Raw genomic sequence first — 13,750 nt, forward strand, 5'->3', positions numbered from 1 at the left:
CCAGGGATGTTCCTAATCCTCCCCGTACCGGGGATCCACGGTCTCCGGAGTCAGCCCCAGCAGCTCGGCCACCTGCTCCACGACCACCTCGTGCACCAGCGCGGCCCGCTCGTCGCGCCCCTTGGTGCGGATCTCCACCGGCCGCCGGTACACGACCACCCGCGCCCGCCGCCCCTCCCGCGCGGGCACGACCCCGCCCAGCGGCACGGCCTCGTCGCTCCAGACCTGTTCGGCCCGCGCGTCCAGCCGGGGCACCTCCAGCACAAGGAAATCGATGTCGGCCAGCTGCGGCCACCGCCGCTCGAGACGCTCCACGGAGTCCTGCACCAGGTCCGCGAACACCTCGGCACGGCTGGCCGCGAGCGGCACCTGCGGCGGTGCGATCGGCCCCCGCATGCCCCGCCCGTGGCGATCACGACGACGAGGCCCGGGGCCGGTGGCGCGGGGCGGTACACGGTTGTCCATCACTGGTGAAGCGTAGTCCTCGCCCGCGCCCCCCGCCCGGCTCCACACGACGACGCCCCGCTCCGCCGAGTGCGACCCGCCCCATGTCACAGGATGACCATTCAGGCCAACGTCTGGCTCGTTTCCGTAACCCTCCAAGACTGCCGAACTCAAGGCAATTGACGTTGTTTGTACCGACTCATGACCGACTCGCACCCGGCCCGGGACTCGCCGCGCATCCGTCCGCGCAGGTCAACAGGGCCTCCCTGAAAGGGTATGTGGGGCGTTTCACAGCACGACACGGTGGAGTGACCTGGTGGGGAGTCGTCGCGGCCCGCTCAAGAGTGCGGTACCGTCCAACCTCGTGAGCCCTGTACGTCGCTGTTCGCGCACCGCCTGCGGCCGACCCGCCGTGGCGACGCTGACGTACGTCTACGCCGACTCGACCGCGGTCCTCGGCCCGCTCGCCACCTACGCCGAACCCCACTGCTACGACCTGTGCGCCGAGCACTCCGAGCGCCTCACCGCACCCCGCGGCTGGGAGGTCGTACGCCTCCTCGACGGCTCCGCTCCCGCGCGGCCCAGCGGAGACGACCTGGAAGCGCTTGCCAACGCCGTACGCGAGGCGGCCCGCCCCCAGGAGCGCGCGGCCGGGGCGGGCGGCGGCGGAGCCCGCACCGCGGATCCCATGGAGGTCGCCCGCCGCGGCCACCTCCGGGTACTGCGCTCCCCGGACAACTGAGCCACCCCGCCACCCTGGGACAAATCGGGTCCATCCGGTGTCCGTACACCTCGCCCTTACCCCGGACGGGTAGTTTGTGGGCACCCATAGGACTTTGGACTTTCAGGAGGGTTGGCCGTGGCTGCTGATCTGTCGCAGATCGTGAAGGCGTACGACGTGCGCGGAGTGGTCCCGGACCAGTGGGACGAGTCACTGGCCGGACTCTTCGGCGCCGCCTTCGCGGAGGTGACGGGAGCCGCGGCGATCGTCGTCGGCCATGACATGCGGCCCTCGTCGCCGGGCCTCACCCGCGCCTTCGCGCGCGGCGCGGCGGACCGCGGCGTGGACGTCACCGAGATCGGGCTGTGCTCCACGGACCAGCTGTACTACGCCTCGGGCGCGCTGAACCTGCCGGGCGCCATGTTCACGGCCTCGCACAACCCGGCCCAGTACAACGGCATCAAGCTGTGCCGCGCGGGCGCCGCCCCGGTCGGCCAGGACACCGGCCTCGCGCAGATCCGCGAACTGGTGGAGCAGTGGCTGGAGTCGGGTGCCCCCGAGCCGGTGGCCGAGCCGGGAACCCTCTCCTCCCGCGAGACGTTGGAGGACTACGCGGCGCACCTGCGCTCCCTGGTCGACCTGACCGCCATCCGCCCCCTGAAGGTCGTGGTCGACGCGGGCAACGGCATGGGTGGCCACACGGTCCCGTCCGTCTTCGCCGGCCTGCCCCTGACCCTCGTCCCGATGTACTTCGAACTGGACGGCACCTTCCCGAACCACGAGGCCAACCCGCTCGACCCGGCCAACCTCGTGGACCTGCAGAAGCGGGTCCCGCAGGAGGGGGCCGACCTCGGCATCGCCTTCGACGGCGACGCCGACCGCTGCTTCGTCGTGGACGAGCACGGCGACCCGGTCTCCCCGTCCGCGATCACCGCGCTCGTCGCCGCGCGCGAGCTGGCCCGCAACGGCGGCCAGGGCACGATCATCCACAACCTGATCACGTCCCGTACGGTCCCGGAGGTCGTGAAGGAGAACGGCGGCACCCCGGTCCGCACCCGCGTCGGCCACTCCTTCATCAAGGCCGAAATGGCGACGTCGGGCGCGATCTTCGGCGGCGAACACTCCGCCCACTACTACTTCAAGGACTTCTGGAACGCCGACACGGGCATGCTGGCCGCCCTGCACGTCCTCGCGGCCCTCGGCGGCCAGGACGGCCCCCTGTCCTCCCTGGTTGCCCAGTACGACCGTTACGTAGGCTCCGGCGAGATCAACTCGACAGTCGCCGACCAGTCGGCCCGCCTGTCCGCGATCCGCGCCGCCTACGAGAACCGCGCCGACGTCACCCTGGACGACCTCGACGGCCTCACGGTCGCCGCGGCCGACTGGTGGTTCAACGTCCGCCCCTCCAACACGGAACCCCTCCTCCGCCTGAACGCCGAGGCCAAGGACGAGGCAACCATGACCAAGATCAGGGACGAGGCCCTGGCCATCATCAGGGCCTGACAACGGGGTCCTGCCGACCGACGGCGGGGTGGCGGGTCGGTGGGCCTGCTTTTCCGCCGACGGGGGCGGGGTATGGGGCCTGATTCTCGGTCGACAGCGCTGGGTGACGGGCTTGTTCTCGGTCGACAGTGCCGGTGGTGGGCTTGTTCTCGGTCGACAGTGCCGGGCTGGCGGATTTGTTCCTTGGGTGACAGTGCCGGGCTGGCGGATTTGTTCCTTGGGTGACAGTGCCGGGGTGGTGGGTCCGCTTCTCGGTCGACGGAGTCGAGGTGGTGGGTCCGCTTCTCGGTCGACGGAGTCGAGGTGGTGGGTCCGCTTCTCGGTCGACGGAGTCGAGGTGGTGGGTCCGCCTCTCAGTCGACGCAGTCGAGGCGGCGAGCCTGTCTCTTGGGCGACGGGTTCTGTCAGTCAGCCGACGGAGCCGGGGTGACGGGTCAGCTCCTCCCCAGCCGGCGGAGCCGGCCTTCCCCACCCCGGGGCCCTGCCCCGCGCCTCTCTGGCCGGCGGAGCGGGGTCCTGGAAACCCTGCTTCGGCACCCGCACTGCCGCCCTGCTCCGCCCCGTCGGCTCCTGGTCTCGGGCCGTGTCGTGGAGGCTCTGCTTCTGGCCCGGCCGAGCCGCCCGCACTCCCGCCCAGCCCGGCTCTCCTTCACCCCGCCTCCGGCTTGCGTTGCCGAGACCGGGTCTCTCTGTCAGCCAGTAGCCGACCGCCGTCCGGCCCGGGCATTCCCCGACGCCGCCTCACTTCTCCCCGCCCTGCCCCTGCCCGTCTCCGTCCGCGTTGCTGAGATCTGGCCTGTCGGCCGACTGAGGCTCCCGCCCACCTCCGCCCCGCGCGGCCCCGACCCTTGCCCGCCCCGCCTCCGGTTCGTGTCGCAGAGACCTGCCTTGTCAACCGCCCGAACCACCCCCCAACCCGCGCCCACTCCCTCCCCGAGTCCTGCCCGACCCGCCCTCTTCCCGCCCACGGACCGTTTCCCCGAGACCTCGCTTCTGGGCCGACCGAGACGGGTGGGCGGGTGGGCGAGAACCGGGGGTCAGGGGGGGGCGGAGCCTCCTGGACGGTGCCTGCGGCCCGGCTCAACCCGCTCAGCAGCGGTACGCTGACCAGCGGCCAAAGAAACCTCGCCCTCGAAGGGACACCTCATGCCGCTCGAAGCCGGCCTCCTGGAGATCCTCGCCTGCCCGGCCTGCCACGCCCCCCTCAAGGAGCAGGACACCGAGTTGATCTGCACGAGCCAGGACTGCGGCCTCGCCTACCCCGTCCGCGACGGCATCCCGGTCCTCCTCGTGGACGAGGCCCGCCGCCCCGAGTGACGAGGCGCTTCACCTCGTAGACGCTCGTAGGCTCACGCAGACGTAGACCCGTAGGCCCGCGTAGGCGGTCACAGACCCCCACAAGGCCACGCGGACCGTCGTACCCCCCAGGTCCACGCAGACCAGGCGCCCGGCGCCACACCCCCGCACAGGACCCCGGCGATCGGAGGCTGCCGCCCATGCTGGACGAATCGCTGCTCGACACCCCGGAGGGCCTCGCCGAGGCCGATCGCCGAGGCCTGCTGCGCGGTGCCGCCGAGGCCGGCGCCCGCGTCCGCACCGCCGCCCGGCACGCCGCCGAGGCCGGCGTCGGCGACCTCAAGCCCGACGGCCGCCCCCGCGCCGTCCTGATCGCCGGCCCCGGCGCCGCCGCCACCCACACCGCCGACCTCATCGGCGCGCTGGCCGGCGTCGGCAGCCCCGTCGTCCGCCTGGCCCCCACCGGCGTCGCCCCGGCCGCAGGCGCCCTGCGCTGGGAACTGCCGGGCTGGGCCGGTTCCGTGGACCTGCTCCTGATCGTCACCCCGGACGGCACCGAACCGAGCCTCTCCCTCCTCACCGACCAGGCCTACCGCCGCGGCGTCTCGGTCGTCGCCGTGGCCCCGGCCCAGACCCCGCTCGCCGAGGCGGTCGTCGGTGCGCACGGCCTGTTCGTACCGATGGCGACCGCGCCGTACGACCACGGTGAACCGCTCGCCGCGTCGTCCCCGGGCGTCTTCTGGGCGCTGCTCACCCCGCTGCTGGCCCTGCTGGACCGCGTCGGCCTGCTCAGCGCCCCGCCCGACGAACTGGAGAAGGTCGCCGACCGCCTGGACCACATCGCCGAGCGCTGCGGCCCCGCCATCGTGACCTACAGCAACCCGGCCAAGACCCTCGCCGCCGAACTCGCCGACGCGCTCCCCGTGGTGTGGACCGAAGGCACCTCGGCCGGTCCCGCCGGGCACCGCTTCGCCGCCGCCCTCGCCGAGCTCGCCGGCCGCCCCGCGCTCGTCGCCGAACTCCCCGAGGCACTGGCCGCGCACAGCGCCCTGCTGGCCGGCCCGCTGGCCGCCAGCGCCGACCCCGACGACTTCTTCCGCGACCGCGTGGAGGAGGCGCCCGCGCTGCACGCGCGCGTAGTGCTGCTCCGCGACCGCCCGATCAGCGGCCTCACCGCCGCCCCCGCCGCCCGCGACCTGGCCCTCAGCCACGACACGCCGATCAGCGAACTCGAACCGGAGGAGGGCGGCGAACTGGAGACCCTCGCGGAACTGATCGCCGTCACGGATTTCGCCGCCGTTTACCTGGCGCTCGCTTCCAGGGCCTGATGTGTGCTCCGGGCCGGATCACCATCCGGCTCCGGGCCGGATCACCCGCGCCCACGACCAGCACGGCAACCCGCACCGCATCCGGCACGACGCCCGGCACCCCCGCCGGGGCGCCGGCCGAGCAGCGTACGTACGACAGACACGGACAGAAGAAGACACATGGACCGCCTCGACAACACCATCCGCCCCTACGCCTGGGGTTCCCCCACCGCCATCCCGCACCTGCTCGGCGTCGAGCCGACCGGTGAGCCGCAGGCGGAGATGTGGATGGGCGCGCACCCGGGCGCCCCCTCGCGCACCGCGCGCGGGAGCCTCGTCGAGGTCATCGACGCGAACCCGCGGGCCGAACTGGGCGAGGAGGCCGTGGCGAAGTTCGGCCCGCGCCTGCCCTTCCTGCTCAAGATCCTCGCCGCCGGCGCGCCGCTCTCCCTCCAGGTGCACCCGAACCTGGAGCAGGCCAAGGAGGGTTACGCCGACGAGGAGCACCGTGGCATCCCGGTCGACGCCCCGCACCGCAACTACAAGGACGCCAACCACAAGCCCGAACTGATCTGCGCGCTCACCGAGTTCGACGGCCTGTGCGGCTTCCGCGACCCCGTCCAGGCCGCCGACCTGCTCGCCGGACTCGGCGTCGACTCCCTCAAGCCGTACGTCGACCTGCTGCACGCCCACCCCGAGGCCGCGGCCCTGCGTGAGGTTCTTACCGCGATCCTCAGCGCCGATCCGGAGGAGATGGCCCGCACGGTCGCCGAGGCCACCGCCGCCGCCACCCGCCTCGGCGGCGACTACGCGCCCTACGCCGACATCGCCCACCACTACCCGGGCGACCCCGGCGTGATCGCCGCGATGCTGCTGAACCACGTCCGCCTGCAGCCCGGCGAGGCCCTGTTCCTCGGCGCCGGCATCCCGCACGCCTACCTGAACGGCCTCGGCGTCGAGATCATGGCCAACTCCGACAACGTCCTGCGCTGCGGCCTGACGCCCAAGCACGTCGACGTCCCCGAACTGCTGCGCATCGTCCGCTTCGAGGCGAGCGACCCGGGCGTGCTGCGCCCCGAGGCCTCCCCGGACGGGGAGGAGGTCTACGAGACGCCGATCGACGAGTTCCGCCTGTCCCGGTACGTCCTTCCCGAGGGCACCGCCGCCCACGACCTCACCCTCGGCACCCCGCAGATCCTGCTGTGCACGGCCGGTTCCGTCCGCGCGGGCGACCACGATCTGGGCCCCGGCCAGTCGGTCTTCGTCCCAGCGGGCGAGAAGGCGGAGGTCTCCGGAGCGGGAACGATCTTCCGCGCCACTGTGATCGCATGACGGGCTGCCGGTGTGATCGTGTGACCGGGGTTGTGGACAACTGACGCGGCGAGGCCTGGCCGGGCTGTAAGAATGACCCATCGGCAAAGGCCGGGCAAAGCCGGGCGCAGGCCTGGACGGCGTACACGTACGAAGGCGAAAGGACACGCGGGCAGATGAGCGCGTCAGGCGGTACGAAGGCGATCGTGGCGGCACTCGGCGCCAATCTCGCGATCGCGGCATCGAAGTTCGTGGCGTTCGCGTTCAGCGGCTCCTCCTCGATGCTCGCCGAGGGCGTCCACTCGCTCGCCGACTCCGGCAACCAGTTCCTGCTGCTGATCGGCGGCAAGAGAGCCCAGCGCGAGGCGACTCCCCAGCACCCCTTCGGCTACGGCCGCGAGCGCTTCATCTACGCCTTCCTGGTCTCGATCGTCCTCTTCTCCATCGGCGGCATGTTCGCCATCTACGAGGGCTACGAGAAGATCAGCCACCCGCACGCAGTGGAGAACTGGTACTGGCCGGTGGGCGTCCTCGTCTTCGCGGTCATCGCCGAGGGCTTCTCGTTCCGCACGGCCATCAAGGAGTCCAACGAACTGCGCGGCAAGCTGTCCTGGGCGCAGTTCATCCGCCGCGCCAAGGCGCCCGAGCTGCCCGTCGTCCTGCTGGAGGACTTCGGCGCGCTCATCGGCCTGGTCCTCGCCCTGTTCGGCGTCGGCCTCGCGGTGGCCACCGGCGACGGCGTCTGGGACGGCATCGGCACCGTCTGCATCGGTGTCCTGCTCGTCTGCATCGCCCTGGTCCTGGCCGCCGAGACCAAGTCCCTGCTGCTGGGCGAGGCCGCGGGCCTGGACGTGATCAAGAAGATCGAGGAGGCGACCGTCGACGGCGACACGGTCACCGGCGTCATCCACATGCGCACGCTGCACCTCGGCCCCGAGGAGCTGCTGATCGCCGCCAAGATCGCCGTCCAGCACGACGACACGGCCACCGAGGTTGCGAACGCCATCAACGCCGCCGAGGCCCGCATCCGCGCCGCCGTCCCGATAGCCCGCGTCATCTACCTCGAACCGGACATCTACAGCGAGGCCGAGGCCGCCAAGGGCCCGGACCCGGACGCGACCCCGGGCGGCCGGAACCCCCACGCGGCCGGGCACTGAGGCTTTCCTCAGCCCCCCATCGGCTGCGTCGGCCAGGTCACCACCGGCACCGGCGGCGCCTTCCGCCGTCGTACGGCGAGGAAGCCGATCCCGAGCCCGATGCCCACGAGAACCAGCACGACGCCGAGGAGCAGAGCCGTAAGGATCAGGGCCGGGACCGAGCGATCCTCCGTCACCCGGCCCCGCACCGCGTCCGCGGACACCGTCCCGCCCCGGTCGTCGAGGTGGAAACGCGAGTCGTTGGAGTTGGCGCGGTAGTCGCCCAGGAGGAACAGCCGCCCCTCCGGGACGGTCACGTCATACGTCCGGTGCGCGCCGTCGGCGTCACCGCCGTACACATACGGCTCCTCGACCGCCTTCCCGTTCACCGTCACGCGCTCCCGCGCCCCCACGAGCGTGCAGCACCGCACCCGGTCCCCGCCCACCCCGATGACCCGCTTCACCAGGGGCGTGCGGAACCCGTAGGACTCCGGCGGCGTGAACACCACGACGTCACCGCGCCGCACCGCGCTCCCGTCGACGCTCTCCCAGACGATCCGCTCGCCCTGCCCGTACGTCGGCCGCATGCTGCTGCCGCCCACGGTGGAGACCCCGTACGCCCCTCGCAGCCAGCCGAAGGCACCAACCGCCAACACCAGCCCCAGCACCCCCACTACAAGCCCGGAAACCCCCAGCCCCCGTCCCCGCCCGCTGCCCGCCATGCCCCGCCCTCCCTGACCGACCCCTCCGAGGCGTGGAGAATAACGCGCTCCGTGAACACCCTGTGCGAGCCGAAACCGGCACACCGGGAAGCCGGGTGGCCGGCGAACCGGGACTGTCCGAAAGTTCGCGTAAGCCCGGTGTGACCTCTCACACCCCTGCCGGCAGCCCTCATGCCCCCGCCCTGCCCTCGAAACCAGCTGGCGCCTGGCTCGAACCCCACGAAGGCGGACTGGGGGCGACCGGGTCCTCCGGTGTAGCTTGGGACGAAGCCAGACGTCGCTGCTGATGGCGGTCGGGCGGTCCCGTGCGGACCGGCCGAGGGAGAGAGGGCCTCCGACGGACTGCGCTGCGCGTACGTGGGCATGCGTGTGTCCCTCCCGGACACTTCCGTGTCCGCTCTCGGGCACCCTGTGTCCGCCGCCGCGCAGACCAGCCGTATCCACCTCGCCCCGATACCGAGGAGCAGCCCGCAATGACGACTGTCGACAGCCGACAGGACTTCAAGGTCGCCGACCTCTCGCTGGCCGAGTTCGGCCGCAAGGAGATCACCCTCGCCGAGCACGAGATGCCCGGCCTGATGGCGATCCGCAAGGAGTACGCCGAGACCCAGCCCCTCGCGGGCGCCCGTGTCACCGGCTCCCTGCACATGACCGTCCAGACCGCCGTGCTCATCGAGACCCTGGTCGCCCTGGGCGCGCAGGTCCGCTGGGCCTCCTGCAACATCTTCTCCACCCAGGACCACGCGGCCGCCGCCATCGCCGTCGGCCCGAACGGCACGCCCGACAACCCGCAGGGCATCCCGGTCTTCGCCTGGAAGGGCGAGACCCTGGAGGAGTACTGGTGGTGCACCGAGCAGGCACTGACCTGGCCGGACAGCCCCACCGGCGGCCCGAACATGATCCTGGACGACGGCGGCGACGCCACCCTCCTCGTCCACAAGGGCGTCGAGTACGAGAAGGCCGGCCAGGTCCCCGCCCTCGACACCGCCGAGTCCGACGAGCACCGCGTCATCCTCCAGCTGCTGCACCGCACCCTGGGCGAGAACCACCAGAAGTGGACCCAGCTGGCCTCCGAGATCCGTGGTGTGACGGAGGAGACCACGACGGGTGTCCACCGCCTGTACGAGATGCAGCGCGACGGCGTCCTCCTCTTCCCCGCGATCAACGTCAACGACGCGGTGACGAAGTCGAAGTTCGACAACAAGTACGGCTGCCGCCACTCCCTGGTCGACGGCATCAACCGGGCCACCGACGTCCTGATCGGCGGCAAGACCGCGGTCGTCTGCGGTTACGGCGATGTCGGCAAGGGCTGCGCGGAGTCCCTGCGCGGCCAGGGCGCCCGCGTGATCGTCACCGAGATCGACCCGATCTGCGCCCTGCAGGCGGCGATGGACGGCTACCAGGTCACCACGCTCGACGAGGTCGTCGACAAGGCCGACATCTTCGTCACGACGACCGGTAACAAGGACATCATCATGGCCTCGGACATGGCCAAGATGAAGCACCAGGCGATCGTCGGGAACATCGGCCACTTCGACAACGAGATCGACATGGCCGGTCTGGCGAAGGTGCCGGGCATCGTGAAGGACGAGGTCAAGCCGCAGGTCCACACCTGGACGTTCCCGGACGGCAAGAAGATCATCGTGCTGTCCGAGGGCCGCCTGCTGAACCTGGGCAACGCCACCGGTCACCCGTCGTTCGTGATGTCCAACTCCTTCGCGGACCAGACGCTGGCCCAGCTCGAGCTGTTCACCAAGCCCGACGAGTACCCGGTCGGCGTGTACACGCTCCCGAAGCACCTGGACGAGAAGGTCGCCCGCCTCCACCTGGACGCCCTCGGCGTGAAGCTCACCAAGCTGCGCCCGGAGCAGGCCGCGTACATCGGTGTCGAGGTCGACGGCCCGTTCAAGTCGGACCACTACCGCTACTGAGCCGACGGCTCCGTAGTCCCGCCCGCCGGGGAGCGCGCCGGTGCACCGCCGCGCTCCCCGACAGCAGGTCCCCCGAGGCAGGCCCCCGCACCCCCGTGCCGGGGGCCTGCCCCTTTGCCAGGCCCGTCAAGCCCCAGGACCCCCATGCCCCGCGGCCGTTATTCGCTCCACGATCCGCACGATCACACCCCCCTCGCAGAAGAGCACTTCCAATGCGCCCCCGGCCCGTCCGGCTGGCGCTATGTCTCGCGGCTGACCGACCCCGCCGGCAACCAGCGTGGCTCGGTCGACCTCGCCCTGGACGACCTCGGCCGCCCTATCCGCCTCGAACTGCACGCGGGAGGCTGGCAGGTACGCGGCGCCGCCCTCGACGGCGTCACCTGGGCCCGCACCGACCCCACCGGAACCCATGCCACCGAAGGCAATGTGCGCGCCCACGCCTTCACCGGCACGTCCCCCGCGTTCCTCATCGCCACCGCCCGTCTCCTGCGCCTCACCCCCTCGTCCGCCGCGACCCGCGTACGCCTGGTCGCCTTCACGGATCCGGTCCTCGCCCCCCGCACCGTGGACCAGTCCTGGGCCTTGGTGAACAGCGAAGCACACGCCACTGACAACGGCCCCCTGACCGTGGACGAATACCAGGTCACAGCCCTGGACACGGGCGAACGGCACAGCGTCCACATCGCTGGCGACGTCGTCCTGGCCGCACCCGGGATCGAGCTGGAGGACCTCGAGTCACCGCCGTCGACGTTCGACTGAGGGCGGAGAGACCCGACCACCGGGAAACCGAGAGAGGCGACCTGGCGAACTCCTCGGACCCGCTCTATGCGGGCGGCGCGAATCCGGTGGACGGGCGGTCGGTCGCCGACTCATCCCGCCGTGGCACCGACGACGGCATGACGGGAGCGTGCGGCTGAGCCGGTTGAGCCGGTTGAGTCTGTTGGGTCGGTTGATTCGCCTGAGGGTAAGTCTGCGACCAGGTCGCCGCAGTCGCAGGAGAGGGCGGCCGATACCCGGCCGCCGGCGGGGCGAAGCCGGCGACGCCGAACGCCTGCCGGGCCTCACGGGACTGCCGCTCGTGCACCACGGCAGCGAGGAAGGCGGCGGCCGGCAGATCCTGTGGCACCGAAGCACCCGTACGCGCGGCGAGGTCGCCCGCGAGCCGCTGTGCCATACCGACGGAAACCTGCGGATCGAGCTGCTGCATCCGTGTCAGGTACTGCCGTACGGCGAGCCACAGCCCGTCCGGCACCGCTGACAGATCCAGCGCGGCGAACCGCCCCACGAGCCACGGCGGCGGAGGCGGCACGAACCCGACCTGGCCGGTGGGTATCCGCTCGCGCACGACCAGCGTTCCCGCGAACACGTCCCCGAGCCGCCGGCCTCGCGCGGACACCAGCGAGGCGATGCAGGCCACCACGCCGAACGTCAGCAGGATCTCGACCACACCGATCGCACCCCGCACCAGCGCGTGCCGGAACCGGATCGGGCCGCCGTCGTCCCGCACCACCCGAAGCCCGAAAGCCAGCTTCCCCAGCGAACGCCCCTGACTGAGTGTCTCCACCGCGATCGGCCCCCCGACCAGTACCAGCAGAAACGTCGCGATCGACAGCGCCACCTGCGCGGCCTCGTCCAGGGAAGCCGTCGACATCACCAGCGCCACGGTGACGACGGTGTACGTGGTCACGGCCGCCACCAGGTCGAACAACACGGCCAACGCCCTGCTCGGCAGCTTCGCCGGCCGCAGTTCGAGCGCCACCGCCTCGCCCGTCACCAGCTCACTCACGCCCGCCGTCCTTCCCTGATCTGCCCCCGGAACCGCAAGTCTGCCAAGCTGTGAGCGCATCGCGCCGCAGTACGACAAGCTGACAGCAATCGCGAGCATCCACCACGAGCGGACCAGCTGTCGACGACCAGCCGAGGAGCACGCACACCCGATGGACCTGGACGTCTTCGTCGCCGCGCACCGAGCCGAATGGGACCGGCTCGACGCCCTGCTCCGCCGCCGGCGCCGCCTGAACGGCGCTGAGGCCGACGAACTCGTCGCGCTCTATCAGCGCACCGCCACCCATCTCTCCCTCATCCAGTCGAGCGCCCCGGACCCGCAGCTGACAGGACGGCTGAGCCAACTGGTGGCACGCGCGCGTAGCGCCGTCACCGGCACCCGCCGTGCCTCATGGCGCGACGTCACGCGCTTCCTGGGCGAGGGTTTCCCTGCCGCGGTCTACCGCGCGCGCCACTGGTGGGTCCCCACAGCGCTGGTCTCCACGGTCGTCGCGATCCTCCTGGGCTGGTGGATCGGCACCCACCCGGACGTGCAGTCGTCCATCGCGGCCCCCAGCCAACTGCGCGAGCTGACTCGCCCCGGCGGCGAGTACGAGACGTACTACTCCAGCCACCCCGCGGCCGCCTTCGCCGCCCAGGTGTGGACGAACAACGCCCAGGCGGCCGCGATGTGCCTGGTCCTGGGCGTCTTCCTGGGCCTGCCCGTCCTCTGGATCCTCTTCGAGAACATGCTCAACCTGGGCGTCGGCTTCGGCTTGATGTCCTCAGCCGGCCGGCTCGACACATTCCTGGGACTGGTCCTCCCGCACGGCCTGCTCGAACTGACCGCCGTCTTCGTCGCCGCGGGTACGGGACTGCGCCTCGGCTGGACCCTCATAGACCCCGGCCCCCGCACCCGGCGTGTCGCTCTCGCCGAGGAAGGCAGGGCAGCGGTCGGCATGGCGATCGGCCTGGCCCTGGTCCTCTTCGTCTCCGGCGCCATCGAAGGCTTCGTCACCCCTTCCGGCCTGCCCACCTGGGCGCGCATAGGCATCGGCGTGATGGCCGAGCTGGCATTCCTGACGTACGTCTACGTCCTGGGAGGCCGCGCGGTACGCGCCGGCGAGACAGGCGATCTCGAAGCGACGGACCGCAGCGCCACTGTCCCCACCGCCGCCTGATGTGCGGTCGACCCCTGTGAGCTGCTAGTCTCCTCTTCGCCCCACAAGACCCGTTGACACGGGGGGAGTGGGGAGGTAGATTCAAACAGTTGCCTGGAACTGGACAGGTTCGGCGGCAAGCGTTAGACTCTACAAGCTTCCTGAGGAGAGTCGGAAACGACATCTCGAAGAAGCACCTTCCGATTACTCAGAAATGAGCGGCCGGTCAGACCGGCCAAGAACTTCTGATAAAGTCGGAATCGCCGGAAAGGGAAACGCGAGAGCGAGAACCTGGAAAGCACCGAGGAAATCGGATCGAGAAAAGGTCTGATAGAGTCGGAAACGCAAGATCGAAGGGAAGCCCGGAGGAAAGCCCGAGAGGGTGAGTACAAAGGAAGCGACCGTTCCTTGAGAACTCAACAGCGTGCCAAAAATCAACGCCAGATATGTTGATA

At 70.9% G+C, this 13,750-nt stretch carries 13 protein-coding genes; 9 read left to right on the forward strand and 4 right to left on the reverse strand.

All coding sequences use genetic code 11. From position 1 onward, the window contains the following. Positions 1–12: 12 nt before the first annotated feature. A complete protein-coding gene (locus tag ACH47Z_RS27985; protein ID WP_399078394.1) occupies positions 13–465 on the reverse strand; it encodes a metallopeptidase family protein in 453 nt (150 codons plus the stop codon). A 295-nt stretch (positions 466–760) separates the two neighbouring features. Here ACH47Z_RS27985 and ACH47Z_RS27990 point away from each other — a divergent pair, with 295 nt between their 5' ends. The 6 genes from ACH47Z_RS27990 (at position 761) to ACH47Z_RS28015 (ending at position 7,739) form a co-directional block, all read left to right on the forward strand. Then, complete coding sequence (locus tag ACH47Z_RS27990) at positions 761–1,186, forward strand: DUF3499 domain-containing protein (RefSeq protein ID WP_399078330.1); 426 nt, start codon at positions 761–763, stop codon at positions 1,184–1,186. Positions 1,187–1,303: 117 nt separating this feature from the next. Further along, the gene (locus ACH47Z_RS27995; protein ID WP_399078332.1) at positions 1,304–2,668 is read left to right on the forward strand and encodes a phosphomannomutase/phosphoglucomutase; all 1,365 of its coding nucleotides are present in this window, start codon (positions 1,304–1,306) and stop codon (positions 2,666–2,668) included. 1,146 nt (positions 2,669–3,814) lie between these two features. Beyond that, a complete protein-coding gene (locus ACH47Z_RS28000; RefSeq protein WP_073901335.1) occupies positions 3,815–3,985 on the forward strand; it encodes a Trm112 family protein in 171 nt (56 codons plus the stop codon). 179 nt (positions 3,986–4,164) lie between these two features. Further along, the gene (locus ACH47Z_RS28005) at positions 4,165–5,292 is read left to right on the forward strand and encodes an SIS domain-containing protein (protein WP_399078334.1); all 1,128 of its coding nucleotides are present in this window, start codon (positions 4,165–4,167) and stop codon (positions 5,290–5,292) included. 159 nt (positions 5,293–5,451) lie between these two features. After that, a complete protein-coding gene (manA, locus tag ACH47Z_RS28010) occupies positions 5,452–6,603 on the forward strand; it encodes a mannose-6-phosphate isomerase, class I (RefSeq protein ID WP_399078336.1) in 1,152 nt (383 codons plus the stop codon). Between the two features lie 155 nt (positions 6,604–6,758). After that, entirely contained in the window at positions 6,759–7,739 is a 981-nt protein-coding gene (locus ACH47Z_RS28015; RefSeq protein WP_399078338.1) for a cation diffusion facilitator family transporter, read from the forward strand. 8 nt (positions 7,740–7,747) lie between these two features. Here ACH47Z_RS28015 and lepB read toward each other — a convergent pair whose 3' ends face one another. After that, positions 7,748–8,374: a signal peptidase I gene (gene lepB, locus ACH47Z_RS28020; protein ID WP_399078340.1), complete on the reverse strand. Its 627-nt coding sequence runs from the start codon at positions 8,372–8,374 to the stop codon at positions 7,748–7,750. Between the two features lie 539 nt (positions 8,375–8,913). Between lepB and ahcY the strand changes: the two genes are divergently transcribed. Both ahcY and ACH47Z_RS28030 read left to right on the forward strand, forming a co-directional pair. Continuing rightward, entirely contained in the window at positions 8,914–10,371 is a 1,458-nt protein-coding gene (ahcY, locus tag ACH47Z_RS28025; protein ID WP_399078342.1) for an adenosylhomocysteinase, read from the forward strand. A 144-nt stretch (positions 10,372–10,515) separates the two neighbouring features. After that, the gene (locus ACH47Z_RS28030) at positions 10,516–11,130 is read left to right on the forward strand and encodes a hypothetical protein (protein ID WP_399078344.1); all 615 of its coding nucleotides are present in this window, start codon (positions 10,516–10,518) and stop codon (positions 11,128–11,130) included. 64 nt (positions 11,131–11,194) lie between these two features. Here ACH47Z_RS28030 and ACH47Z_RS28035 read toward each other — a convergent pair whose 3' ends face one another. Beyond that, a complete protein-coding gene (locus tag ACH47Z_RS28035) occupies positions 11,195–12,157 on the reverse strand; it encodes an RDD family protein (protein WP_399078396.1) in 963 nt (320 codons plus the stop codon). 151 nt (positions 12,158–12,308) lie between these two features. Between ACH47Z_RS28035 and ACH47Z_RS28040 the strand changes: the two genes are divergently transcribed. After that, positions 12,309–13,316 (forward strand): stage II sporulation protein M, encoded by a 1,008-nt coding sequence (locus tag ACH47Z_RS28040; RefSeq protein ID WP_399078346.1) that lies wholly within the window; start codon positions 12,309–12,311, stop codon positions 13,314–13,316. Between the two features lie 183 nt (positions 13,317–13,499). Here the strand turns inward: ACH47Z_RS28040 and ACH47Z_RS28045 are convergent. Continuing rightward, on the reverse strand, positions 13,500–13,750 hold a 251-nt coding region (locus ACH47Z_RS28045; RefSeq protein WP_399078348.1), incomplete at its 5' end, for a hypothetical protein.

This window comes from Streptomyces sp. NPDC020192 (genome assembly GCF_044388685.1).
Lineage (GTDB): Bacteria > Actinomycetota > Actinomycetes > Streptomycetales > Streptomycetaceae > Streptomyces.

Bases quoted from the DNA above. Each gene is read 5' to 3' on its own strand.
- ACH47Z_RS28005 (WP_399078334.1), top strand. From the start codon at position 4,165: ATGCTGGACGAATCGCTGCTCGACACCCCGGAGGGCCTCGCCGAGGCC.
- ahcY (WP_399078342.1), top strand. From the start codon at position 8,914: ATGACGACTGTCGACAGCCGACAGGACTTCAAGGTCGCCGACCTCTCG.
- manA (WP_399078336.1), top strand. From the start codon at position 5,452: ATGGACCGCCTCGACAACACCATCCGCCCCTACGCCTGGGGTTCCCCC.
- ACH47Z_RS28030 (WP_399078344.1), top strand. From the start codon at position 10,516: ATGCCCCGCGGCCGTTATTCGCTCCACGATCCGCACGATCACACCCCC.
- ACH47Z_RS28000 (WP_073901335.1), top strand. From the start codon at position 3,815: ATGCCGCTCGAAGCCGGCCTCCTGGAGATCCTCGCCTGCCCGGCCTGC.
- ACH47Z_RS28040 (WP_399078346.1), top strand. From the start codon at position 12,309: ATGGACCTGGACGTCTTCGTCGCCGCGCACCGAGCCGAATGGGACCGG.
- ACH47Z_RS28015 (WP_399078338.1), top strand. From the start codon at position 6,759: ATGAGCGCGTCAGGCGGTACGAAGGCGATCGTGGCGGCACTCGGCGCC.
- ACH47Z_RS27985 (WP_399078394.1), bottom strand. From the start codon at position 465: ATGGACAACCGTGTACCGCCCCGCGCCACCGGCCCCGGGCCTCGTCGT.